The 22,836-nt window shown below is 71.3% G+C and carries 22 protein-coding genes; 13 read left to right on the forward strand and 9 right to left on the reverse strand.

Features of this window, described 5'->3' with window-relative positions; all coding sequences use genetic code 11:
- The first annotated feature begins 13 nt into the window (after positions 1–13).
- The 3 genes from KBY19_RS06175 (at position 14) to KBY19_RS06185 (ending at position 2,126) form a co-directional block, all read left to right on the forward strand.
- On the forward strand, positions 14–613 hold the full coding sequence (locus tag KBY19_RS06175) for a hypothetical protein (protein WP_210965324.1): 600 nt from the start codon (positions 14–16) through the stop codon (positions 611–613).
- Between the two features lie 3 nt (positions 614–616).
- Entirely contained in the window at positions 617–1,369 is a 753-nt protein-coding gene (locus KBY19_RS06180) for an OmpA family protein (protein WP_247690656.1), read from the forward strand.
- Between the two features lie 178 nt (positions 1,370–1,547).
- Positions 1,548–2,126: a hypothetical protein gene (locus KBY19_RS06185; protein WP_185018019.1), complete on the forward strand. Its 579-nt coding sequence runs from the start codon at positions 1,548–1,550 to the stop codon at positions 2,124–2,126.
- A 22-nt stretch (positions 2,127–2,148) separates the two neighbouring features.
- On the opposite strand, the gene KBY19_RS06190 is transcribed toward KBY19_RS06185, so the two are convergent.
- Both KBY19_RS06190 and KBY19_RS06195 read right to left on the reverse strand, forming a co-directional pair.
- Positions 2,149–3,036: a hypothetical protein gene (locus KBY19_RS06190; RefSeq protein ID WP_210965325.1), complete on the reverse strand. Its 888-nt coding sequence runs from the start codon at positions 3,034–3,036 to the stop codon at positions 2,149–2,151.
- 146 nt (positions 3,037–3,182) lie between these two features.
- Entirely contained in the window at positions 3,183–3,404 is a 222-nt protein-coding gene (locus tag KBY19_RS06195; protein ID WP_099883702.1) for a hypothetical protein, read from the reverse strand.
- 209 nt (positions 3,405–3,613) lie between these two features.
- Here KBY19_RS06195 and KBY19_RS06200 point away from each other — a divergent pair, with 209 nt between their 5' ends.
- On the forward strand, positions 3,614–4,375 hold the full coding sequence (locus KBY19_RS06200) for an A24 family peptidase (RefSeq protein ID WP_180289745.1): 762 nt from the start codon (positions 3,614–3,616) through the stop codon (positions 4,373–4,375).
- 137 nt (positions 4,376–4,512) lie between these two features.
- Here the strand turns inward: KBY19_RS06200 and mgrA are convergent, their stop codons facing one another.
- Positions 4,513–5,607, reverse strand: coding sequence for an L-glyceraldehyde 3-phosphate reductase (mgrA, locus tag KBY19_RS06205; protein WP_210957015.1), 1,095 nt, complete (start codon positions 5,605–5,607; stop codon positions 4,513–4,515).
- A gap of 149 nt (positions 5,608–5,756) precedes the next feature.
- Here mgrA and KBY19_RS06210 point away from each other — a divergent pair, with 149 nt between their 5' ends.
- The 4 genes from KBY19_RS06210 to KBY19_RS06225 all read left to right on the forward strand — a co-directional run bounded on the left by KBY19_RS06210 (position 5,757) and on the right by KBY19_RS06225 (position 11,061).
- A complete protein-coding gene (locus KBY19_RS06210) occupies positions 5,757–6,518 on the forward strand; it encodes an isoprenyl transferase (protein WP_099883706.1) in 762 nt (253 codons plus the stop codon).
- A 396-nt stretch (positions 6,519–6,914) separates the two neighbouring features.
- A complete protein-coding gene (locus KBY19_RS06215; protein ID WP_099883708.1) occupies positions 6,915–8,255 on the forward strand; it encodes a PhoH family protein in 1,341 nt (446 codons plus the stop codon).
- Between the two features lie 420 nt (positions 8,256–8,675).
- Positions 8,676–9,410 (forward strand): transglycosylase SLT domain-containing protein, encoded by a 735-nt coding sequence (locus KBY19_RS06220; protein ID WP_180289746.1) that lies wholly within the window; start codon positions 8,676–8,678, stop codon positions 9,408–9,410.
- A gap of 241 nt (positions 9,411–9,651) precedes the next feature.
- Positions 9,652–11,061 carry an AI-2E family transporter gene (locus KBY19_RS06225; RefSeq protein WP_210957014.1) on the forward strand — a complete coding sequence of 470 codons (1,410 nt, stop codon included), beginning with the start codon at positions 9,652–9,654 and terminating at the stop codon, positions 11,059–11,061.
- Positions 11,062–11,092: 31 nt separating this feature from the next.
- Here KBY19_RS06225 and KBY19_RS06230 read toward each other — a convergent pair whose 3' ends face one another.
- On the reverse strand, positions 11,093–13,069 hold the full coding sequence (locus KBY19_RS06230; RefSeq protein ID WP_247690657.1) for an alpha/beta-hydrolase family protein: 1,977 nt from the start codon (positions 13,067–13,069) through the stop codon (positions 11,093–11,095).
- 222 nt (positions 13,070–13,291) lie between these two features.
- Here KBY19_RS06230 and KBY19_RS06235 point away from each other — a divergent pair, with 222 nt between their 5' ends.
- Positions 13,292–14,227, forward strand: a complete 936-nt coding sequence (locus KBY19_RS06235) for an SPFH domain-containing protein (RefSeq protein ID WP_099886756.1) — start codon at positions 13,292–13,294, stop codon at positions 14,225–14,227.
- A complete protein-coding gene (locus KBY19_RS37460) occupies positions 14,224–14,550 on the forward strand; it encodes an AT hook motif protein (RefSeq protein ID WP_099883712.1) in 327 nt (108 codons plus the stop codon). The genes KBY19_RS06235 and KBY19_RS37460 overlap by 4 nt, the downstream gene beginning before the upstream one ends.
- Before the next feature lie 14 nt (positions 14,551–14,564).
- Here KBY19_RS37460 and KBY19_RS06245 read toward each other — a convergent pair whose 3' ends face one another.
- Complete coding sequence (locus KBY19_RS06245; protein ID WP_099883715.1) at positions 14,565–15,539, reverse strand: LysR substrate-binding domain-containing protein; 975 nt, start codon at positions 15,537–15,539, stop codon at positions 14,565–14,567.
- A 271-nt stretch (positions 15,540–15,810) separates the two neighbouring features.
- Between KBY19_RS06245 and KBY19_RS06250 the strand changes: the two genes are divergently transcribed.
- From KBY19_RS06250 to KBY19_RS06260, 3 genes are all read left to right on the forward strand, one after another.
- On the forward strand, positions 15,811–16,113 hold the full coding sequence (locus KBY19_RS06250; RefSeq protein ID WP_099883717.1) for a hypothetical protein: 303 nt from the start codon (positions 15,811–15,813) through the stop codon (positions 16,111–16,113).
- Positions 16,114–16,330: 217 nt separating this feature from the next.
- The gene (locus KBY19_RS06255) at positions 16,331–16,885 is read left to right on the forward strand and encodes a peroxiredoxin (RefSeq protein WP_099886757.1); all 555 of its coding nucleotides are present in this window, start codon (positions 16,331–16,333) and stop codon (positions 16,883–16,885) included.
- A gap of 6 nt (positions 16,886–16,891) precedes the next feature.
- Positions 16,892–17,425, forward strand: a complete 534-nt coding sequence (locus tag KBY19_RS06260; RefSeq protein WP_099883719.1) for an alkyl hydroperoxide reductase — start codon at positions 16,892–16,894, stop codon at positions 17,423–17,425.
- Between the two features lie 181 nt (positions 17,426–17,606).
- On the opposite strand, the gene KBY19_RS06265 is transcribed toward KBY19_RS06260, so the two are convergent.
- The 4 genes from KBY19_RS06265 to KBY19_RS06280 form a co-directional block, all read right to left on the reverse strand.
- The gene (locus KBY19_RS06265) at positions 17,607–19,682 is read right to left on the reverse strand and encodes a SpoIIE family protein phosphatase (RefSeq protein WP_185018023.1); all 2,076 of its coding nucleotides are present in this window, start codon (positions 19,680–19,682) and stop codon (positions 17,607–17,609) included.
- A gap of 49 nt (positions 19,683–19,731) precedes the next feature.
- Complete coding sequence (locus tag KBY19_RS06270) at positions 19,732–20,442, reverse strand: bifunctional 2-polyprenyl-6-hydroxyphenol methylase/3-demethylubiquinol 3-O-methyltransferase UbiG (RefSeq protein WP_099883723.1); 711 nt, start codon at positions 20,440–20,442, stop codon at positions 19,732–19,734.
- Positions 20,443–20,546: 104 nt separating this feature from the next.
- Positions 20,547–21,263, reverse strand: coding sequence for a DUF402 domain-containing protein (locus KBY19_RS06275; RefSeq protein ID WP_185018024.1), 717 nt, complete (start codon positions 21,261–21,263; stop codon positions 20,547–20,549).
- 135 nt (positions 21,264–21,398) lie between these two features.
- Positions 21,399–22,829 (reverse strand): aspartate ammonia-lyase, encoded by a 1,431-nt coding sequence (locus tag KBY19_RS06280; RefSeq protein ID WP_185018025.1) that lies wholly within the window; start codon positions 22,827–22,829, stop codon positions 21,399–21,401.
- Positions 22,830–22,836: the final 7 nt, after the last annotated feature.

A 22,836-nucleotide genomic window follows, 5' to 3' on the forward strand; every position in this document is an offset into this window, starting at 1 on the left:
AGTCGAGTACTCCATGAATCTTCGGCGCGTCCTGCGGGCTCGCAGGGGTATGACCGCGGTGGCCCTGGCGGCCGGACTGGTCCTCACGGCCGCGGGCTGCGGCGGGGGCGGCGACGGCGACGACGCCAAGGAGCCCAGGCCCTCCGAGAAGGCAGGCGACCTCCAGGGCGGCGGGGACGGCGGGGAGTCCGGCGGCTCCACCGGCGGCGAACCGTTGGCAAAGGTGCGAGGAGGCGATGACATCACCCTCACCGTCGACTCGGCCCGCCGCGAGACGGGCGGCTTCGTGACGCTCACCGGAAAGGTGACCAACGGGAGCGGCAAGGCCTGGGTGGCGCCCGGCTGGGAGGGCGACGAGTCCGAGCTCGCCCTGCGCAACAAACTGTCGGTCGCCGGCGCCAAACTCGTCGACCAGAAGGGCAAGAAGCGCTATCTCGTCCTCAGGGACACCGAGGGCCGGTGTCTGTGCACCTCGTTCGGCCAGCCGATCCAGGCGGGCGACTCGAAGACCTGGTACGCGCAGTTCCCCGCGCCCCCCAAGGGCAACGACAAGGTGGAGTTCCAGATCGCGGACATGCCTCCCGCCGACGTCACGATCGGTGGAGGGGAGTGAGGGATGGGCTTCACCAGGCGACAGCTGACCAGAGCCGTGACGTGCTCGTCCTTCTCCGCCGCGCTCGTACTCGGGGTGTGCGCCCCGTCCGCGCGGGCGGAGGACCCGAGCCCCGGGCCGACGCCCTCCATCCCCGACATCGCCACCCAGTACCCCACCGACAACCCCACCGGCCTGCCCACCGGTCGGGCGCCCTCCCTCCCCGGGGAGAAGGGGCCGGGTGATCCGGGGTTCAGCGAGCCGCCGGACAACATCGGGGACACCGAGGAGCCGGTGGAGGTGGACGCGAAGGCGGACGGGCTGCGGCTGGCCGGCGGAGCGAAGCTGGCCGAGCCCAAGGTGCTGGACATCAAGTTCGTGACCGAGGATCTGGGAGGCGAGGAGCGCCGCGAGGACAGCACGGCGAAGACGAAGTTCACCCTCCAGGTGGAGGTGCTGTTCCCCAAGAACAGCGCCAAGCTCAACAGCGGGGCGAAGGCACGCATCAAGACCATCGCTGACGAGATCGACAAGCAGCAGAGCACCGAGGTCAACGTCTTCGGCTTCACCGACGACCTGGGCTCCTACGAGCACGGCAAGACGCTCTCCAAGAAGCGTGCCACGGCCGTCCAGACGGAACTGTCCCAGCGGCTGGGTTCCGAGGTGAGCTTCAACGTGCGGGGTTACAGCGAGGACTATCCGGTCGCCGACAACAGGACCGAGGAGGGCCGCGCGAAGAACCGCCGCGTCGAGGTGTCCTTCCCGAAGAAGGACTGACCCGCCGCGCGAACCCGCGCCCGCCTCCGCGTTGTCGCCGCTGCGGGCTTGCGGGCTTGCGGGCTTGCGGGCGGGTTCGCGGCGCCGGATCATGAGCGGGGCCGGTCCGGGTGGGCCGGACGACCGGTGAGCGAGGGGCGGTTCGGGCGTGGGGAGTGCGGCGACGGAAGCCGACCCGGTGACCGGAGAGACGACGGCGACGGCGACGGACGGTGACGCTCCGAGCGGCGAGGCCCCGGATGACGCCCCGGACGGCATAGCGCGCGGCGGCGCCCGGCTCCGGGGCTGGACGGTCGGCTGGCCGGCGGGACTCGCACAGGCGCTCGGCGCGGCGGTGCTGCTGATCACGGAGTTCGTACGGCAGGACGTCGCGGCCCTCGGTGCGAAAGTGCCGAAGGGCGCCCGTCTGCCCGACTACGCCGCCGACTTCCCGCACCTCGTGGACACCCTGGACGGCCAATGGTGGTTCCGGACGGCCGAAGCGGTGCGGGACGCCGTCAGCTTCGGGGAGCCGCGCGCCGCGCTGTGGGCGGCGGTGTGTGCCGCGCTGGTCGTACGCCTCAACGTGGACGGTCCGCCCCGCACCCAGTGCTTCCTCTCCCTCGCGGGCGCCGGCTACTGCGCCGTCGCGGCGCTCTCCGCGGTCCCGTTCCTCGTCCTGGCGGGTGCGGCGCTCCCCTTCGCGCTGCTCGTCGGCGCGCTGGCGGTCGTACTGGCGACGGCCGCTCCGGGGGCCTGGCGCCGCCTCACCGGATGAGCGGGCCGACGACGGCGGGGTGTCACTCGGTGGCGTCCGCCGTGCACAGGGTCCGATCGCCGCCGTCGATCCGCCACGTCCAGTAGCGCGAGTGCCCCTGCGAGTCGCCCTCCCGGCAGGGGGCCGGCTCGTCGTGGACACCCGTGATCTTCAGCAGCCTGTCGTATCTGCCGGTGCCCGAGGGCGGTTCCGTCGAGCACGCGGGCGCCGACATCAGCGCGGCGCGCACTTCGCCGCCCTTCGATTCGGCCAGCAGGCACTGGTCGGTGCGGAACTGGCGGGTGATGCAGAGCGTGGTGTCGCCGTGCGTCCAGGTGGCGCGCCCGTTCCCGGTCGGGCACGCGCGGTGCGGCTCGCCGCCGGCACCGGCGCGGCGTACGGCCGTCACCCGGGTGTAGGCACGATCGTCCCCGCAGGGCACCCGGGTGGCCTCGGTGGGCGCCGGACGGCTCCACCCCGAGCCGTTGCCGTGCACCGTCAGGCACTGTCCTGCCCGGACCGAACGGAAGGCGCGCGCGGCGGAGTCGGACTCCGGCTCTGTCCCGGAGCGCGGCCCGGCGGGCGAGGGCGCCCCGGTGGGCGGGTCGGGCAGTGCGCCGCCGGGGCCGGTCCCGGGAGGGGAGGGCGTGGGGGCGGGTGGGGTCGTGGGGCCTCGGCCGTCTTCGGGGGAGGGCTGCGGGTGGGCGGGGACGTCGGTGGCGCCGGGCGAGGGCCGGACGGCTTCCGCGCCGTCCGCGTAACCGGGGGTACTGACGACCCTGGGGAGGATCAGCGTCGCGAACAGCGCTCCGGCGACCAGCAGTCGCCGCCTGCCGCGCCGGGCCCGCTCCTGGGGACCGTCGCTGTCGTACTCGACCTCCGGCGCGCGCTCCGCCCGTTCCGATCGCCGCCACAGTCCGCGTTTGTGCACCGCACGCTCCGTCTCCCCATGGGCCCGCGCCCCCCGCGCGTGCCGCTCACCCGTACATGCTTGCGGATCAACGGGCGGGTGACGAGACCCCGTTCTTGGCGGCGAGCGGGAAGCTCACGGAGAGGAGATGGCCAAGGCGGCGGCCCTCACGCCGCCTTGACCATCTCGGCACGAACGGCGCGCTGCCACTGCCCGCGCAGCCGGTCCAGCTCGGCGAGTGCTTCCTTGGACCAGAGGGTGCGGCCCGCGACGTACTCCCTGATCGCCTCGTTGGCCGCGGTGACGGAGAGCTCCGGCGAGGGCGCACGGCCCGCGTCGGTCGCCCGGGACCGTCCGGGCTCTCCGGGCCCGGTGGAAGTCGATGTCATACGGACTACAGTACGGCCCCCCACTGACAACGGCAGTTGGATAACGAGGCGCCCGGGACGGCCGGTTGGTGCTGCGTCGCAGGTGTCGGCGCTGTCCGGCTCCGAGATGCTCCGACCGGGTGTGAGATGAATCGCTCCGGAACCCCTCCGTACGGGCGAGTACGGAGCCGTCCCGTAAGCCCGGGGTAAGCCCGACGTAAGCTCGCGGTGTGCCGTTGCTGGAGTGGACAGCGATCGTGGCCGCCGCCGCTTACGGTGCCGCGGCCGGCTCTCTGCTGCCACGCGCCACCTACCGGCTCTCCGTGGAGCCCGGGGAGCCGTGGCGGCGCAGTTGCCCGCAGGGACATCCGCTGGGCGGGGGAGTGCGCGGCGCATTGGGCCCCGCCACGTGCGACGCGTGCGCCGCGAGCCAGGAGCCTCAGGAGGCGTACGGACGTGGGCGGCGCGCTCCCGCCGTATGGGGGGCACTCAGCTGCGCCGGGCTGACGGCGGCTGTCGGACTGCGCCCGGAACTGGCGGTGTGGCTGCTGGTCGTGCCCGTCGCCCTGCTGCTCGCGACGGTCGACCTCGCGGTGATGCGGCTGCCGGACATGCTGACCCTGCCGCTCGCGGCCGGCACCGCCGCCCTGCTGGGGCTGGCGGCCCTGCTGCCGGACGCGGGCGGCAGTTGGCGCCGGGCGCTGTGGGGCGGTCTCGTGCTGGCCGGGGCGTTCCTCGTGCTGTTCGTGATCAGCCCACGGGCGGTGGCCTTCGGCGACGTCAAGCTCGCGCTGTCGGTCGGGGTAGCCCTTGGGTGGTACGGATGGGGGGTGCTGTTCACCGGAGCCTTTCTCGGCTTTCTGTCGGCAGCCGGCTATGGCTTCGCGCTGATGGCGACCGGGCGGGCCCGCCGCAACAGCGCCATGGCCTTCGGCCCTTTCATGGTGCTCGGAGCGATGGCGGGGGTCGCCCTCGGTGGGCTGGCCGTCTGACGGCGGCGGGCGAGGCGGCGGATCCGCTTGCGCGACACGGTCGTTCGTGTGCGGAACATCGTGCCCGAGGGGCTATGGTGGGAACCCCCCCTCGGGCCGGTCCGTATCCCCCCACGGACCGGCCCGCTTTATGTTTCTCAGGCGTCGCTGCTGGCCGACCAGATGTTGGTGCCCGGCTCGGACACCGCCAGCTCGTCGATCTCGCGCAGCTCGTCCTCGGTGAGCCGCCCTGCGCGCAGGGCGGCCACATTGGCCTCCAGCTGCCGCACGGAGCTGGCCCCGATGAGCGCGGAGGTCATCCGGGGATCGCGCAGCACCCAGCTCAGCGCCAGCTGTGCGAGGGACTGTCCGCGCCGCTGGGCGATGGCGTTGAGCCCCCGCAGCCGCCGTACGACCTCCTCCGTCAGCAGCCCCGGGTCCAGGGACTTGCCCTGGCTGGCCCGGGAGCCCTCGGGGACGCCGTCGAGATACTTGTCGGTGAGCAGTCCCTGGGCGAGCGGCGCGAAGGCGATGCAGCCCATGCCCTCGTCCTCCAGCGCGTCGAGCAGTCCGTCCTCCTCGGTCCAGCGGTTGATCATCGAGTAGGAGGGCTGGTGGATGAGCGCGGGCACCCCCATCTCGCGCAGCAGCCGGGCGGCCTCGCGGGTGCGTGCCGCGCTGTAGGAGGAGATGCCGGCGTAGAGCGCCTTGCCCTGGTGGACGGCGCTGGCGAGCGCGCCCATGGTCTCTTCGAGCGGGGTGTCGGGGTCGAAGCGGTGGGAGTAGAAGATGTCGACGTGGTCGAGGCCCATCCGGCTGAGCGAGGCGTCGAGCGAGGAGAGCAGGTATTTGCGCGAGCCCCACTCCCCGTACGGACCGGGGTGCATCAGATAGCCCGCTTTGGTCGAAATGACCAGTTCGTCGCGGTAAGGCCGGAAATCCTGGGCGAAGACACGGCCGAAGTTCAGCTCCGCCGAGCCGGGCGGCGGGCCGTAGTTGTTGGCCAGGTCGAAGTGGGTCACCCCAAGGTCGAAGGCGCGGCGCAGGATCGCGCGCTGGGTGTCCAGTGCGCGGTCGTCACCGAAGTTGTGCCACAGGCCGAGGGAGATCGCGGGCAGCTTCAGCCCGGACCGACCGGTGCGGCGGTACTCCATGGCGTCGTAGCGGCTGGGGTCCGCGCGGTGAAGCGTGTCGGACGGGACGGCCGTGGGGTCAGGGACAGGGGGAGCGGTGCGGTGTGTGCCGTGCGTCATATGCCATTTCCTATCACCGCGTCCTCACCGGCCCCTGTCGCCCCCATGGGGGTCCCCTCGCACCCGTGACCGGCTCGGTTCGTACGCTCGGGCGAACGGCAGTAAGGTGCTGGGAATCCCGACTCGGCACGGAGAGGCTGGCCGTTCCCATGAAGTTGCGCGACCTGGTGTACAAGCTCTATGCGCGCCGGGTGGAGGACCGTCTCGACCACGCCCAGGTGCCCAAGCACATCGGCGTCATCCTGGACGGCAACAGGCGCTGGGCGCGGGCCGCCGGCGGGACGACCGAGCAGGGACACAAGGCCGGCGCCTCCAAGATCCAGGAACTGCTCGGCTGGTGCGACGAGACGGATGTCGAGGTCGTCACCCTCTGGCTGCTCTCGACGGACAACCTGAACCGCCCCGACAGCGAGCTGCTCCCGCTGGTCGGAATCATCGAGGACACGGTGCGTGATCTGGCGGCCGACGGGCGCTGGCGGGTGCACCACGTGGGGCAGCTCGACCTGCTGCCCGCCAGCACGCAGAAGGTGCTCAAGGAGGCCGAGCAGCAGGCGGGCGAGGTCGACGGAATACTGGTGAACGTCGCCGTCGGCTACGGCGGCCGGCAGGAGATCACCGACGCCGTCCGCTCGCTGCTGATGGACCGCGCCTCGCGCGGGATAAGCCTCGACGAGTGCGCGGACCGCCTCACCGTCGAGGACATCTCCGAGCACCTCTACACCCGCGGCCAGCCCGATCCCGACCTCATCATCCGCACCAGCGGTGAGACCCGGCTGTCCGGCTTCATGCTCTGGCAGAGCGCACACTCCGAGTACTACTTCTGCGAAGTGCTCTGGCCCGGCTTCCGTAAGGTCGACTTCCTGCGCGCCCTGCGCGACTACGCCGCGCGGCACCGCCGGTACGGGGGCTGACGGCGCCCCCACGCCGCCCCACGCCTGGCGCAGCACCCTGCGCTGCCCTTCGCTTGGTGCAGCCCACCGGGCCGCAGCTCGCACGGCGCGCAGTGCGGGAGCACAAGAGAAAAGGGGCCCCGTGAATGGTGGGGCGGCGGGGCGGAGCGCAGTGGCATTGCATGGCTCGCCACTCGCGGGGGAATATCCCTCACGACCGTGCCCCTTCCACGGGTCGCGGTCGCCGGGAGGCCCTTTGGACACCACGGATGCCTCCGGGCCGCGCGGAGTGACGCGCGCGGGCCGGGTGCAGGACGCGGAGGGCCGGAGTCCGGCCCGTGTGGTGCGGGTCTTCTCCGGTCTCTTCCCCCGCGACGCCGTCGCTCCCCGACCTCATCCGAGGGGGTTCGTCCCACCGTGGTGATCAGCAAGAAGCGCAGTGAGTCCGACCGACGCACGTACGTCATCGACACGAGCGTGCTGCTGGCGGATCCGGCCGCCATGGACCGGTTCGACGAGCACGAGATCGTGCTCCCCGTGGTCGTCGTCACCGAGTTGGAGGCCAAGCGCAACCACCCAGAGCTGGGCTATTTCGCCCGGCAGGCCCTCCGTCGGCTCGACGAGTACCGCATCCGCCACGGGCGGCTCGACGCGCCGCTCCCGATCAACGACACGGGCGGCACGCTCCGGGTCGAGCTCAACCACTCGGATCCGGCCGTGCTGCCGGCTGCCTTCTTGAACAGGCACGGCCAGTTGGGTGACAACGACTCCCGCATCCTCGCCGTCGCCCGGAACCTGCAGGCGGAGGGATACGACGTCACGGTGGTCTCCAAGGACCTTCCGCTGCGTATCAAGGCGTCGTCCGTGGGGCTGCTGGCCGAGGAGTACCGCGCGGAGCTGGCCATCACCGACTCCGGCTGGACGGGGATGGCGGAACTCACCCTTCCGGGTGAGGACATCGACGAGCTGTTCACGGCGGAGAGCGTGGCCATGCCGTACGACGCTCCCGAACTTCCCGTGCACACCGGGCTGGTGCTCCAGTCGGAGAAGGGCAAAGCGCTCGGCCGGGTTGCTCCGGACGGGCGGATCAGGCTGGTGCGCGGCGACCGTGAGGCGTTCGGCATCAAGGGCCGGAGCGCGGAGCAGCGCATCGCGCTCGATCTGCTGCTCGACCCCGAGGTCGGCATCATGTCGATGGGTGGCCGTGCGGGCACCGGGAAGAGCGCCCTGGCGCTGGGCGCCGGGCTGGAAGCGGTGCTGGAGCGCAGGCAGCACAGCAAGGTGATGGTCTTCCGCCCGCTGTACGCGGTCGGGGGGCAGGATCTGGGCTATCTGCCGGGCACCGAGGCGGAGAAGATGAGCCCGTGGGCGCAGGCCGTCTTCGACACGCTCTCCGCCGTCACCAGCCGGGAGGTCATCGAAGAGGTCGTGGCCCGGGGCATGCTGGAGGTGCTGCCGCTCACCCACATCAGGGGCCGTTCGCTGCACGACGCGTTCGTCATCGTCGACGAGGCGCAGTCGCTGGAGCGGAACGTACTGCTGACCGTCCTGTCCCGGATCGGCACCGACTCGCGGGTGGTGCTCACCCACGATGTGGCCCAGCGGGACAATCTCCGGGTGGGCCGGTACGACGGAGTCGTGGCCGTGGTCGAGCGGTTGAAGGGGCATCCGCTCTTCTCGCACATCACTCTGACGCGCTCGGAGCGCTCTCCGATTGCCGCGTTGGTGACCGAAATGCTGGAGGAAGGCCGCGTTTGACCGGCACGGCCTCCGCAGTGATGTTCAACAAAGCCGTATAGCAAGCTCCGTCGGAACCGGGCCCCGTGCGCAAAGGGCACAGCACCTTAGCCGCACGGGGCCCGGCCGCGCGCCTATTTCCGGGATTCCTGTGCCCCAAACGCCGTGTGAGCTTTCCCACTCAACACGGAATTGCTTCGGCGCGTCCGGTTCCGGCAGGGTGTGGTTCCTGTCAGGCCCCGCATACGGCACACCCGCACCACCAACGGTGCGACACCGCAAAGCAGTACAGAACTGAACAGCAGTAGCGCCGTATGCCGCCCGAAGCACCACGCGGGCTCTCCTGTCGGGGAGACCCACCGGGCCAGTACCTCCCGTGGCCAGTACGAGGGAGGTCAGTGTCAGGGGCACGATTGCGTCCGCGAGGTCACCCCAGCGGGCATGTTGGAAGGAAACCGTGTGACTGCTCGGATTTCGGTCCGGGGATTCGCCGTGGCGTCCGCCACCGCGGTCACCACCGTCGGCGCCGTCGTCGGTGTTGCCGCAGGCGCCGACCAGGGCCAGGCGTCCGGTGACGCCGAGGCCACCGCCGCCCAGGCGACGCTCCTAGAGGACATACCAGCCGGGTCGCAGGCCGCGGCGCAGACCGCCTCCCTCACGCAGCAGGCCGACGCCGCGTCGTCGGCCGCCGACGCCGAGGCGAGGAAGTCGGCCGAAGAGGCCGCCCGTAAGCAGGCCGCCAAGGACGCGGCAGCCAAGAAGGCGAAGGCCGAGAAGGAGGCCGCTGCCGAGGCGGCCGCCGAGAAGGCCAAGGAGCGGGACAAGCTCAAGACGGCCGCGAGCCGGTCCAGCGAGCGTACGGACTTCGCCCAGAAGTCGTCGTACACGACCGCCGAGGTCCAGTCGATGGCCAAGCAGATCGTCGGTGGCGGCCAGTACCAGTGCTTCTCCGAGATCGTCTCGCGGGAGTCGGGCTGGAACTACAAGGCGACCAACGCCTCCTCGGGTGCCTACGGCCTCGTCCAGGCGCTGCCCGGCTCCAAGATGGCCTCGGCGGGCGCCGACTGGCGGACGAACCCGGCCACCCAGATAAAGTGGGGCCTCAACTACATGAACGACCGGTACGGAAGCCCCTGCGGTGCATGGGACTTCTGGCAGGCCAACCACTGGTACTGAGCCGCACCGGTCCGCAGCGGCCGACCGGAGGCTGACGAGTCCGGACGGGATGCCCCCTCGTGGCGATCTGTGAGGATCGGCCCAGGGGGCATCTCGTATGTCCGGGCACCGCCGTGCGGCGTGCCCGGCTTCCCGCCAGGAGCGCTTCGGCCGAGGTTTCCGGTTCGGAAAGCAACCATCGGCCCGGGTAACGTCGTCCCTCACACGGCGAAGCCACTGGCCCGGGGGCGGAGGAACCGGAATGACGAGCAGCATGGACAGGCTCAGGGCGGCCGTGGGCCGCTGGGCCGCGAAGGCCGCCGAGCGGCGTGCCGAAGCGGAGCGGAGCTCTGCTGCCGCGCGCAGGGCCGACGGCATCGACCCCAAGCTCTCCAACACCGAGGCGGGCCGGGCACAGGCCGAGGCGGAGGCGGGCGGAGCCGCCGACGGCAGCGGCTATGTACCGCCGCCCCCGCAGTACGCGCCCGCCATAGCGGCCAAGCCGGAGCCGTCGGCCGCCGTCCCGTGGGGAGTGCGGGTCGCCGCCGAGGCCGGCTGGCGACTGCTGGTGCTCGCCGGGGTCATCTGGGTGCTGATGAAGGTCGTCAGCACGATAAGCCTGGTGATCATCGCCTTCTCCGCCGGTCTGCTGATCACCGCGCTGCTCCAGCCCACCGTCGCCCGGTTGCGGCGGATCGGCCTGGGGCGCGGACTGGCCACCGCCATCACCTTCATCGGCGGCTTCGTCATCATGGGTCTGGTCGGCTGGTTCGTGGTCTGGCAGGTGATGGAGAACCTGGACACCCTCACCGACAAGGTGCAGGACGGTATCCAGGAGCTGAAGAACTGGGCGCTGAACGGCCCGTTCCATGTCTCCGAGGACCAGATCAACGAGATCGCGCAGAACCTCAGCGACTGGATCGGCGACAACAGCAAGGAACTGACCACCGCCGGTATCGAGGGCGTCACCGTCATCCTGGAGTTCTTCTCCGGCGCGCTGCTGGCGATGTTCGTGACGCTCTTCCTGCTCTACGACGGCCGCCGCATCTGGGAATGGACGCTCAAGTTCGTCCCCGCCGCCGCCCGGGACGGGGTCGCCGGTGCCGGTCCGCGCGCCTGGGCGACGCTCACCGGCTATGTGCGCGGGACGGTCATAGTCGCGTTGATCGACGCGGTCTTCATCGGAGTTGGGCTGTACATCCTCAATGTCCCGATGGCGGTGCCGCTCGCCGTCTTCATCTTCCTCTTCGCCTTCGTCCCGATCATCGGTGCCGTGGTCTCCGGGGCGCTCGCCGTCGTGGTCGCGCTGGTGACCGACGGCATCGTCACGGCGCTGCTCGCGCTGGCCGTGGTGCTGGCCGTCCAGCAGATCGAGAGCCACATCCTGCAGCCGTTCATCCTCGGCCGCCTGGTGCGCGTCCATCCGCTCGCCGTGGTCCTCGGCGTGACCGGCGGCAGCCTCATCGCCGGCATTCCCGGCGCCGTGGTGGCCGTGCCGCTGGTCGCCGTCACCAACACCGTCGTCGGCTATCTGCGCGGCTACGCCCAGGAACAGACCCTCAGCCGGCTGCGGGAGGCCACCCCGCAGCCGAACGCCCCGACCGAGGGAGCCGCACCGGAGCAGGAGCCCGGGGGCGAGGCCCCGGGTGACGCGGGGCCGCCGCAGCGGTGAGCAGTCCGCATCCGGGCGCGTCGCAGGGTGCTCAGTAGGGCGCTTCGCGCTGGTCCATGAACCGCCGCAGTTGCTCGGTGTCCTGCCGCGTCCACCCCTCGGCGGGCGCGACGGCGGCCCAGCCCTCGACCGAGCCGTTGCCGTAGCGGTGTCCGTGCGGGGCTCCGACGCCGTAGGAGACGGCCATGTCCACCGTCGTCTGCCAGAAGGTGACCAGCGGGAACCAGTTGACCTCGTCGGTGATGTCCGGGCCCAGCGGCTTCCGCAGCCAGCGGGGCGGTTCGAGGGCGAGGTCGGGCGACCACCACACGATCGCGTCCGAGGCGTTCTGCAGATAGACGACGCGCGGCTGCTTCCACGCGGACTCCGGACCGGGCCGGGCGAGGTCCTCGCGGGGCCACTGCGCGAACCGGAAGTGGCGCCCCTTCCGGTACTCGGGCCGCCAGACCGGGCTGCCCCGGTCGCGGTGCGCGGTCAGCTGCCGGCGGATGGGGGAGAAGTTGGGCGCTCCGGCCAGCAGTGCGCCGTCCACCTTGGCCAGCATGTCGTCGGGGCCGTCGAAGGAGGCCTCGATCCCGTAGGCGCCGAGGGACTCGCCGAAGACGACGAGCTTCGGCCGTTCGTCGGCCGGTATCCGCAGCCAGCGGGCACGTACCGCCTCCACCAGTGCCCGGGTGGCGCGGCCGGCCTGCTCCTTGTCCACCAGGAACGAGGCCCAGCTGGGCAGATAGGAGTACTGCACGGCGACGATCGCGGTGTTTCCGCCGTGGATGTACTCCAGCGGCTCGGCGTCCGTGGAGTTGACCCAGCCGCGCCCCGTGGTGCCGGCGATGGCCAGCACGTCCCGGTCGAAGGCGCCGGTACGCTCCAGTTCCCGTACCGCGAGCTTCGCGCGGGAGGTGAAGGTCGGTGCCGCCTCCTGGCCGATGTAGACCCGGATGGGCTGCACGGCCCGCTTGCCGGTGACGGTGCTGATCTGGTGCGGCGACAGCGACGAGCCGGTGAAGTTCCGGCCCTCGTAGCCCAGCTCGTCCCAGCGCACCAGGGAGGCGGAGCTGCCGGAGACCAGCGGCGAGGTGGGCCGGACGATGCCGTCCTTGGTGCTCTTGTCGGTGTTCTCGGCCAGTCGCGCGGCGACGTCGATGATGCCGCGGTCGAAGACGACGTCGCGGGTGCCGAAGACGACGACGGTGGCGCTGACCAGCAGCCCCGCCACGATGGCCACAGGGCGCGGCACGAAGCGGCCCAGCAGCCGGATCAGCACCCGGGTCCCGAGTCGTACGGCGCGGCCGACCGCCACCAGCGCGAAGCAGATCGCCATGGCGAGCAGGGCGATCATCATGGAGTGCCAGGTCAGGGTCTCCGGCATCTCCTGGAGGCGGCGCAGTTCCCGTTGCGCGTCGGCGCTCCAGGACAGGGCCGCGATGGTAAGGCCGGTGCTGAGCAGGTAGTACGCCAGCCAGGCGCGCGCCCGCCAGTGCGGACCGGGCCGGCCCGGCAGCCGACGCAGCACCCGGCTCCGGTACCGGCGGTACAGCGGCCCGAGGCAGAGCCGTGCCGGCCACTCCACCAGCGCCCCGAGGGCATATCCGATGGCGGCCGTTATTCCGCCGATCACCCCTTGCAGCAGCCAGGGCCGGGGCACGAGCGACGGCGTCAGCGAGAGCCAGAAGAACAGCGTCGCGCAGCACATCGCCGTCAGGCCGGGCCAGCGCCGGACGACGTACGCGGAGCTGGGCGCCTCCCAGTACGGCTGTGAGAGGAGGGTGAGCGCGCGCCGCCGTATCCGGCGCACCGGTGGCGTGTTGCTCAGCGAGCGCAGGCGACCCACCGGGCGGGTACGCCGCGGTGGCCCGGCGAGGCGGGGCACCCGGGGTGGGCGGGTCGGTGCGCCGCGCCGGGTCCGTGCGCCGGAACGGGGCGGCTCCAACCGACCGGTCGGCTCGGTCTCTTCGGGCGGCTCTGCGCGTGGGGGCGGTGCGAGCCGGTCGTCCGCTGCCTGTCCCATCGCCCACTTTCCCGCTCGAGGTCTGTCCAAGGTGCCGGGACCGTCCGGCTATGACGGTCCCGTTGGCTGACGCAGCCAGAAGCGACGGGGTTGCTCTTGTGCGGTCCTGAGAGGGCCGGGGGAGCCGGCGGCGCCCTGGCCGCGTACTGGCCAGGGGCCGGTCCTTCGTATTAAAGTGCTAGCACTTTGATAATGCGGGAACGAATGGACCGGGGGATCGCGATGAGCCTTGACCAGCCGACGGACGCACCTGAGATGCCCACACCCGAAGTGCGGGAGACGGCAGCGCACAGCATCCCGGGCGGGCTCGCCCTGCTGCTGGGTCTGATCGGTTTCCTGCTCGGCGTCGGCGCCGTCGTCGCGGGAGGCGGCTCGGCGTCGGACGGGGGTGGAGCGGGCGGCGGAGTGCTGATCGCTCTCGGCGTGGTGCTGGTGATCGGTTCCGTCTTCGCCATGGCGGGGCTGAACATGGTGGCGCCCGGCGAGGCGCGTGTCGTCCAGCTGTTCGGCCGCTACACCGGCACCATCCGCGCCGACGGACTGCGCTGGGTCAATCCGCTGACGAGCCGCACCAAGATCTCCACCCGGGTCCGCAACCACGAGACGGCGGTCCTCAAGGTCAACGACGCCTACGGCAATCCGATCGAGCTCGCCGCGGTCGTGGTCTGGCAGGTGCGGGACACCGCGCAGGCCACCTTCTCGGTGGACGACTACGCGGAGTTCGTCTCCACGCAGACGGAGGCCGCCGTCCGCCATATCGCCATCGAGTACCCGTACGACGCACACGACGAGGCCGGCCTCTCACTGCGCGGCAACGCCGAGGAGATCACCGAGAAGCTGGCCGCGGAGCTGACGGCCCGGGTGCGGGCGGCCGGGGTGTCCGTCGTCGAATCCCGCTTCACCCACCTCGCCTACGCGCCGGAGATCGCTTCCGCCATGCTCCAGCGGCAGCAGGCCGGCGCGGTCGTCGCGGCCCGCAAGCAGATCGTGGAGGGCGCCTGCGGAATGGTCGAGGACGCGCTGGCCCGGATCACCGCACAGGACTTCGTGGAGCTGGACGAGGAGCGCCGGGCCAGCATGGTCAGCAACCTGCTGGTGGTGCTGTGCGGCGACCGCTCCCCGCAGCCCGTACTGAACACGGGGTCGCTCTACCAGTGACGGCCGACGGCGAGGGCGAGGACACCGCCCCGGACCCCGAGCGGACGGCATCGGAGAAGCCGGCGGGGGACCGGGCGGGGAAGCCTGCGGCGCGAAGCCGGTCGGACAAGGACGCGAAGGGCGGCTCCCGGCAGCGCAGGCAGGTGCTGCTGCGGCTCGATCCCGCGATGTACGACGCCCTCGCCCGTTGGGCGGCCGACGAACTGCGCTCCACCAACGCGCAGATCGACTATCTGCTGCGCCGGGCCCTCAAAGAGGCCGGCCGGCTGCCCAAGGAGGCCCGCCCCCACCCCCGCAGGGGCCGTCCGCCGCGCGAGGGCTGAGCGGGGGCGTGCTCCTACGGCAGTACGGTCCGTACGGGCAACGAGCGCATGGCGGCCCGCAGGGCGTCACCGAAGGCGCGGAACTCCTCCTCGCGCGCCGCGCCCTCCCGCATCGCCAGCGCGATCCGCCGCGAGGGAGCCGGGTCGGCGAAGTGCGCGGTACGCAGGACCTCGTTGCGTCCGGCCTCCACTCTTACGGCCGTCCGCGGCAGCAGGGTCACGCCCATGCCGCCGGCCACCAGTTGGACCAGCGTCGAGAGGCCGGCCGCACTGGTCGTCACGCTGGCCGACTCGGTGCGTCCCGCCTCACGGCAGATGTCGAGCGCCTGGTCGCGCAGGCAGTGCCCCTCGTCGAGCAGCAGCAGATCCAGCTCGCGCAGCATGGAGCGCGGCAGGTCCGTGCGCCCGGCGGCCGGGTGGTCGAACGGGGTGACCAGCACGAAGTCCTCGTCGAAGAGCGGCACCTCACGCACCCAGGAGGCCCCCAGGGGCACGGCGCACAGCAGCAGGTCCAGCCGCCCGTGGCCCAGCCCCTCCAGCAGTGAGGCGGTCTGCTCCTCGTGGACCTGCAGGTCCAGGTCCGGGTAGCGCTTGTGGACGAGGCCGAGCACGGTGGGCAGCAGATACGGCGCGACCGTCGGGATGACCCCCAGCCGCAGCACACCGGTGAACGGCGCCTGGGCCGCTTCGGCCTCCTCCATGAGCTCGCCCACGGCGTGCAGCACGGCCCGGGTGCGGGCGGCCATGCGTTCACCGGCGGGGGAGAGCAGCACCTTTCGAGTGGTTCTCTCCAGCAACTGCACGCCCAGGGTCTCCTCCAATGCGGCGACCGCGCCGGAGAGCGCGGGCTGGCTCATGCCGAGCGCCGCTGCGGCCTCCCGGAAGTGCAGATGCTCGGCGACGGCGGCGAAGGCACGCAGCTGGGCGAGGCTGGGCTGGCGTGCGCGCGCTGGACGGGTCGGCTGCGCGGGGACAGTGGCGGCGGTCATTGATAGTGCGCTCCAATCAAACACAGCCACTGTAGCTATCGCCCGCGCTCACAGGTTCTCAGTCGGCTGACAGGACCGGCGCGCCCCCCCGTTCCTCCTTGAGCGGCCTTCTGGCAGGTCAACCGAGGGTTCGAAGGGAGAGGCCACACTGCGTGCTGCCGCCTGACAGGTGAATCATCTCCATATATTGCGTAAATACTCCATCAAGTGCGAATAAGTGCATTGTCCTACAAGACAGGACATACTCGACACGCAGAAGAAGGAGTCAGTAATGAAGAGATGCGCGCGTGCCGCAGCCGTCGTCGGTCTGACCGTCGCTCTCGGTGGTCTCTCGGCACCGGCTGCCATGGCCGACGTCAATCTCATCAACAAGGCCGGTCCGACCCTCCACGAGAGCGGCCCCGGCGACCTGGGTTACACCAACGTGGAGGACTCCTACGGCGTGAAGACGTCGCAGCTGGACAAGTCCGTGCGGGCGGGCGACATCATCACGAAGATCCTCGGCAAGGTGGGCCAGGCCACCGTCACCAACGAGGTCGAGGGCGCCGAGCAGGACCAGGGCGAGAACGCCTGAGCGAACCGCCCCGCAGGTGGGCCCGGACCGGTTCTGCCGGTCCGGGCCCCCGGTCTGCTGTGAACTCCCGTGGCAACGGCCGATAGTTTTGCCCGATCAATCAACTCGCTGTGGGCTATTTCCGCGATCAATGGCGCATGTGGTTAGGTGGTGGTGACCAACCTCCAGGAATGCATGCAATACGGGCATCCTGGCCGCAAGTGCAAGGAGTGTGTACGTGCTCACTGTCGGTGACAAGTTCCCTGAGTTCGAGCTGACCGCCTGTGTCTCTCTGGAGAAGGGCAAGGAGTTCGAGACGATCGACCACAAGACCTACGAGGGCAAGTGGAAGGTCGTTTTTGCTTGGCCCAAGGACTTCACCTTCGTCTGTCCGACGGAGATCTCCGCGTTCGGCAAGCTGAACGAGGAGTTCGCCGACCGCGACGCGCAGGTCCTCGGCTTCTCCGGTGACTCGGAATTCGTGCACCACGCCTGGCGCAAGGACCACCCGGACCTGACCGACCTGCCCTTCCCGATGATGGCCGACTCCAAGCACGAGCTGATGCGCGCGCTCGGCATCGAGGGCGAGGACGGCTTCGCGCAGCGCGCCGTCTTCATCGTGGACCAGAACAACGAGATCCAGTTCACGATGGTGACCGCCGGCTCCGTCGGCCGTAACCCCAAGGAGGTCCTGCGGGTCCTCGACGCGCTGCAGACCGACGAGCTGTGCCCCTGCAACTGGACGCAGGGCGAGGAGACCCTCGACCCGGTCAAGCTGCTGGCTGGTGAGTGAGCAACCATGGCGCTCGATGAACTGAAGTCGGCCCTTCCGGACTACGCGAAGGACCTCAAGCTCAACCTCGGCTCCGTCATAGGCAACTCCGAGCTGCCCAAGCAGCAGCTCTGGGGCACCGTTCTGGCCTGCGCCATCGCGTCCCGCTCCGGGATCGTGCTGCGCGCGCTGGAGCCGGAGGCCAAGGAGAACCTGAGCGACGAGGCGTACACGGCCGCCAAGTCGGCCGCCGCCGTCATGGCGATGAACAACGTCTTCTACCGCACCCGGCACCTGCTGTCGGACCCGGAGTACGGCACGCTGCGCGCCGGGCTGCGGATGAACGTCATCGGCAACCCCGGTGTCGAGAAGACGGACTTCGAACTGTGGTCGCTCGCCGTCTCCGCCATCAACGGCTGCGGCCAGTGCCTCGACTCGCACGAGCAGGTACTGCGCAAGGCGGGCGTCGACCGCGAGACGATCCAGGAGGCGTTCAAGATCGCCGCGGTCGTCCAGGCGGTCGCCACCACCCTCGACGCCGAGGCCCACCTCAACGCCTGACGCCGCGTTTCGCGGCTGCGCCCTGCGCCGTGCTGTGCGGCTGCGCCGCTACCGCTGAGCTTGGGAGGTCTGCTCCCCCGGACTCCGTCCGGGAGGTGCCCCCACGCGTAGACCTCCCAAGCGCAGCAAGGTGCCTGAGCCCTCTCAAGCGCAGAAGGGGCGCGGGTCCAAGCGCAGGGGGTCACAGCTCCGGTTCCGGTTCCGGGACCGGCAGCTCGAACCAGACGACCTTGCCCGTGGACAGCCGTGTGGCGCCCCAGCGCCGGGCCAGCCGGTTGACCAGGTACAGCCCGCGCCCGCCCTCGTCGGTGGCGCGGGCCTGCCGCAGCCGGGGCAGCTGCGGTACGTCGTCCCCCACCTCGCAGCGCAGCGTGTCCGTGCGCAGCAGCCGCAGCGTGATGGGGCGTTCGGCGTACCGTACGGCGTTGGTGACGATCTCGCTCACCAGCAGTTCGACCGAGTCCGACAGCTCCTCCAGGCCCCAGCGGGCCAGCGCTCTTCGGGCCAGCCGCCGGGCCTGACGTGCCGTCTGGGCGCGCGGGTCGAGGAACCAGTACGCCACATCGCTGGGTGCGATGCCGTCGAACCGGGCGGCCAGCAGGGCGATGTCGTCGTCCCGGTCGCCGGGTCCGAGGATGTCCAGCACCTCGTCGCACAGCGGCTCCAGCGGGGCCGAGGCGCCGGGCCGGGTGAGCCGCGCGGTGGCGGCCAGCTTCTCGCGCAGATGCTCGATACCCGTCCACACGTCGCGCTGCCGCGATTCGACCAGCCCGTCGGTGTACAGCAGCAGTGTGGCGCCCGCCGGCGCGTCCAGCTCGACGGCCTCGAAGTCGACGCCGCCCACACCGATCGGTGCGCCCGCCGGTATCCGCAGTACTTCCGCCCGTCCGCTGCGGTGCAGCATGACCGGCGGCGGGTGGCCCGCGTTCGCGACGACGATACGGTGCGCCACCGGGTCGTACACGGCGTACAGGCAGGTGGCCATGCGGTCGCTGCCCAGCCGCTGCGCCTGCTCGTCCAGGTGGTGCAGCACCTCCTGGGGCGGTAGATCCAGCCCGGCCAGGGTCTGCGCCGTCGTGCGCAGCTGGCCCATGATCGCCGCGGAGGTCATCGAGTGGCCCATCACATCGCCCACCACCAGCGCCACCCGCGAGCCGGGCAGCGGGATGGCGTCGTACCAGTCGCCGCCCACCCGTGCCGTCTCGGCGGCGGGCAGATAGCGGCTGGCGAGGGTGACGCCCGTGGGCTGCGGCAGTTCGTCGGGCAGCATGGTGCGCTGCAGCTCGTCGGCGATGTACGCCTCGCGTCCGTACAGCACGGCCTTGTCCACGCCGAGTGCCGTGTGGGTGGCCAGCTGCGCCGCGATGAGCAGGTCGTCGGGCTCGAACGCGGGCCGGTCCGGGCGGCGCAGGAAGACCGCGGCGCCGATCACCCGGCGCCGTCCCCGCAACGGCGCGAGGATGGCGCGGTGCCCGGCGGGCACGTCCCGCTCCGGGCCGAGGAGTTCGGGCAGTGCGGCGCTGGCGGCGGGGGAGTCGGCGAAGACCGGCCGTACCCCGCGCAGCACTTCGGCCAGCGGGCCGCCCGGGCGCACCTCGGTGAGCTTGGACGCGGTCGTGCCCGTCCCGCCGGCCGCCGCGCCCGTGACCATTCCCAACGAGAGACCGGCCGCCTCGGCCGCGCTGTGTCCGGGGTAGTCGGCGGCCTGGGTCGGATGTCCGGTCGCCTGCGTCGTGCGCACGCCGGGCGCCGCCGGCTGGGCGGCCTGCAACGCCTGCGCGGCCAGCGGGTCCTCGGGAATCCGGTCGCTGCGCCGCAGCCGCAGCATGAAGGGGCCGGTGGGGCGCTCGTCACCGACCGGCAGCGGGTCGCGCAGATAGACGAGGATCGCGTCCGAGTACGCGGGCACGCTGGCCCGGCACAGGCCCAGCACCGTCTCGTCCAGGTCGACACCGCGGGCGATGCGCCGCGTCGCCGCGCCGACGAACCGCAGCCGGTCCCCGCCCCTGCGCTCCCGCTCGGACCGCTCGTTGCCCGCTTCGTCGTCGGGCACCGGCCCGGCGGGCACGTCCGGCTCGCCCGGCTGCGGGGGGTGCGGCCGCGGTCGCGGCGGGGCGCCGTCGCGCCCCCGCCGAGGCGGTTGACCGCCGGCGTCGGCGGTGCCGTCGTGGGCGCCGCCCGCCGGTGCGGGGTGCGTCGGTTCGGTCGTGCTGTTCGCCGCAGGTTTCTCGTGCTCCGTCACGCGTTCGGTTTCCATCCATCCGGGGCTGCGCGTCGGCGCACGCCCTGCGCTGGGTGCTCGCGGTCTATGGGCGTCGTCGGCACTGCAAGAAGAGCTGAATCTCGGGAGGTACATCCGTGCTCGCAGGAGCGTACGCGCGTGCGTCCTCTCCTACGACATCGAATCCCGCGTCCTGGACCACCCCGCGCAATTCGTCCCGCAGATAGCCGGATACCCGGATCGAGTTGCCCAGGAACGGGATGGCGAAATCGTTCACGTCCGCCTCCACCATTCCCAGTACCAGCGGTGCTTCGCCACGCAGCTGCCCGTGCAGGGCCCGCAGGGCGAACGGGATCTCCGGTCGGGGCAGCATCAGCAGCGAGAAGAAGGCGACGGCTCCGTCGAACGGGCCCAGGCCCGACGACTCCAGGTCGGCCACGTCCAGTTTGCGGCATTCGCTCTCCGGGACGTTGTCGCGGCACAGCTTCAGCATCGAGGGCGACAGATCGATACCGACGACCTTGTGTCCCGCTTCGGTGAGCTGGCGGGCCGTCGGCAGTCCGGTGCCGCAGCCCACGTCCAGCACGCGGGAGCCGGTCGGCAGCCGGTCGGCCAGCCAGGCGGCGCAGGCGATCTGGCCCTCCTTGTGCGGGAACGCCTCGTCGTAGCGGTCCCCGATGGCGTCGAACGCCTCGGACTGGCCCGAACGGTCGATGTTCGTACGGTCAAATCCGTCATATGCCCCGGCACCTGCCCCGGATCTCCCGCTAGCCCCAAAACCCGCAGAGCTGCTCACGGCTGGGCTCCTTCCTGGCTGCCGGTCAAGTCCCCGGGGGGTGAGGGGAGTTGTGCAGCGTACGTTTACGGACGTTGATCCTACGTTTGCAGTATGGGGGCGTATCAAGGGGCATCGGGAGGTCGGTGCAGACACGCGCCGGACGGCGGCCTGTCCTGCCCACCGAACGGCGGCCTGTCCCAGTCGTCCGGCAACGCGGGCACCGGCCACTCCGGGTCGGGCCGCCACCGCTCCCAGCCGTCCGCGAACGGCGAGCCCCAGGACCGTACCGCCTCCACGGCCCGCCGCCCCGCCGCGCGGATCCGGTCGGCCTGCTCCGCGTCCAGCAGCCCCGCGCGCTGCGCCTGGGCGAACTCGTCCTCGTCCCGCCACTCCCAACGGCCGTCGGGGCCGACCTCGAGGTCCAGGAAGTGGTCCTCGGAGTCCACCCCGCCCGGCCAGCGCAGCCGGGGCTCTTCCAGGTTCACGTAGAAATTCTTGAACAGCCAGCCGCGCTCCCAGAACAGCCACACCGACCACGGTTCCCCCGGCCGGGCCAGTTTCAGCACGCCCATGCCGAACCAGCGGGTGAAGGCGACCCGGCGCGGCTTGGTGTAGCGGGTGGCCAGCGGCTCGTGGTGGACGGGGGTGCCGTCGGCGAGTTCGGGCCTGACACACAGGGTGCCGGGCGCCATCCACACCGCCAGCAGCTCGGCCGTGTCGCGCACGACGGTGACCGGACGGCAGATGTGGGGGTACGCGCCGCCGTTGGCGCGGTAGCGCCACAGGATCGGGGTGCCTGTGGGCCACCGGTGCGGGGGCGCCGCCTGTTCCGCTGTCATGACGGGATCTTAGGTGCGCGACCCACCGGCCCGCCGTGAGCTGCGCCGCAGCGCGCCCACAACGGGCCCGGAACCCTCGGTTCCGCCGGACAGCCCGGAACGCGCCCGAGAAGTGCCACCGGAAGTGCCGCCCCCTCAGGGATGCGTCATCCGCAGGACGTCCAGGGCCTCGTCCAGCTGCTCCAGCGTCAGCTCACCCCGCTCGACATGGCCGGCGGCCAGTACCGCCTCGCGGATGGTGAGCTGCTGCGCCATGGCCGTCTTGGCGACGGCGGCCGCGTTCTCGTAGCCGATGTACTTGTTGAGCGGAGTGACCACGGAAGGGGAGGACTCCGCGAACTGGCGCGCCCGCTCCACGTTCGCGGTGACGCCGTCGACGGTGCGGTCGGCCAGCAGCCGCGCCGCGTTGGCCAGCAGCCGCACCGACTCCAGCAGGTTCTTGGCGATGACGGGCAGCATCACGTTCAGCTCGAAGTTGCCCGCGGCGCCCGCCGCAGCCACCGTCGCATCGTTCCCCGTGACCTGCGCGGCGACCATCAGCACCGCCTCCGGGACGACGGGGTTGACCTTGCCCGGCATGATCGAGGAGCCCGGCTGCAGATCGGGCAGTGCGATCTCCGCCAGCCCCGTCCGCGGCCCGGAAGCCATCCAGCGCAGATCGTTGGAGATCTTGGTGAGCCCGACCGCGATGGTCCGCAGCTGTCCGGAGGTCTCCACCAGCGCGTCCCGGGCGCCCTGCGCCTCGAAGTGGTCGCGCGCCTCGGTCAGCGGGAGCCCCGTGGAGCGGGCCACCTCCTCGATGACGGCGGCGGCGAAGCCGGGCGGAGTGTTGATGCCGGTGCCCACGGCCGTACCGCCCAACGGCAGTTCGGCGAGCCGGGGCAGCGCGGCACGCAGCCGCTCGACCCCGTACCGCATCTGGGCCGCGTAGCCCCCGAACTCCTGGCCGAGCGTCACCGGCGTGGCGTCCATCAGATGGGTGCGCCCGCTCTTGACCACATCGGCGAACTCGCCCGCCTTGCCCTCCAGCGACGCCGTCAGATGCTCCAGGGCCGGAATCAGATCGGCGGTCACGGCGGCGGTCGCGGCGATGTGGATGGAGGACGGGAAGACGTCGTTGGACGACTGGCTGGCGTTGACGTGGTCGTTGGGATGCACGGCGGGCGCCTCACCGCCCGAGGCGGCCAGCCGTTCGGTGGCCAGCGTCGCCAGCACCTCGTTCATGTTCATGTTGGACGAGGTGCCCGAGCCGGTCTGGAACACATCGACCGGGAAGTGCTCGTCCCACCGCCCCTCGGCGACCTCCTCGGCCGCCTCCCGCACGGCGTCGGCCCGCCGCTGGTCGAGGACCCCGAGGCGGGCGTTGACGGTGGCGGCCGCCGCCTTGATCCGGGCCAGCGCCTCGATGTGCGCACGCTCCAGCCGCTGCCCGCTGAGGGGGAAGTTCTCCACGGCCCGCTGCGTCTGCGCCCGCCATTTGGCGTGCGCGGGCACCCGTACCTCGCCCATCGAGTCGTGCTCGATCCGGTATGCGGCGCTGCTGGTGCCGCTGGTGCTGTCGGTCATCGTCTAC

The organism is Streptomyces sp. B15 (assembly GCF_018070605.1).
Lineage (GTDB): Bacteria > Actinomycetota > Actinomycetes > Streptomycetales > Streptomycetaceae > Streptomyces > Streptomyces smyrnaeus.

What these genes read in the sequence shown, in the direction of transcription:
- KBY19_RS06175 (WP_210965324.1), top strand. Translation starts at nt 14, where the DNA reads ATGAATCTTCGGCGCGTCCTGCGGGCTCGCAGGGGTATGACCGCGGTG.
- KBY19_RS06180 (WP_247690656.1), top strand. Translation starts at nt 617, where the DNA reads ATGGGCTTCACCAGGCGACAGCTGACCAGAGCCGTGACGTGCTCGTCC.
- KBY19_RS06195 (WP_099883702.1), bottom strand. Translation starts at nt 3,404, where the DNA reads ATGACATCGACTTCCACCGGGCCCGGAGAGCCCGGACGGTCCCGGGCG.
- mgrA (WP_210957015.1), bottom strand. Translation starts at nt 5,607, where the DNA reads ATGACGCACGGCACACACCGCACCGCTCCCCCTGTCCCTGACCCCACG.
- KBY19_RS06210 (WP_099883706.1), top strand. Translation starts at nt 5,757, where the DNA reads ATGAAGTTGCGCGACCTGGTGTACAAGCTCTATGCGCGCCGGGTGGAG.
- KBY19_RS06220 (WP_180289746.1), top strand. Translation starts at nt 8,676, where the DNA reads ATGTTGGAAGGAAACCGTGTGACTGCTCGGATTTCGGTCCGGGGATTC.
- KBY19_RS06225 (WP_210957014.1), top strand. Translation starts at nt 9,652, where the DNA reads ATGACGAGCAGCATGGACAGGCTCAGGGCGGCCGTGGGCCGCTGGGCC.
- KBY19_RS06230 (WP_247690657.1), bottom strand. Translation starts at nt 13,069, where the DNA reads ATGGGACAGGCAGCGGACGACCGGCTCGCACCGCCCCCACGCGCAGAG.
- KBY19_RS06235 (WP_099886756.1), top strand. Translation starts at nt 13,292, where the DNA reads ATGAGCCTTGACCAGCCGACGGACGCACCTGAGATGCCCACACCCGAA.
- KBY19_RS06245 (WP_099883715.1), bottom strand. Translation starts at nt 15,539, where the DNA reads ATGACCGCCGCCACTGTCCCCGCGCAGCCGACCCGTCCAGCGCGCGCA.
- KBY19_RS06250 (WP_099883717.1), top strand. Translation starts at nt 15,811, where the DNA reads ATGAAGAGATGCGCGCGTGCCGCAGCCGTCGTCGGTCTGACCGTCGCT.
- KBY19_RS06260 (WP_099883719.1), top strand. Translation starts at nt 16,892, where the DNA reads ATGGCGCTCGATGAACTGAAGTCGGCCCTTCCGGACTACGCGAAGGAC.
- KBY19_RS06265 (WP_185018023.1), bottom strand. Translation starts at nt 19,682, where the DNA reads ATGGAAACCGAACGCGTGACGGAGCACGAGAAACCTGCGGCGAACAGC.
- KBY19_RS06275 (WP_185018024.1), bottom strand. Translation starts at nt 21,263, where the DNA reads ATGACAGCGGAACAGGCGGCGCCCCCGCACCGGTGGCCCACAGGCACC.
- KBY19_RS06280 (WP_185018025.1), bottom strand. Translation starts at nt 22,829, where the DNA reads ATGACCGACAGCACCAGCGGCACCAGCAGCGCCGCATACCGGATCGAG.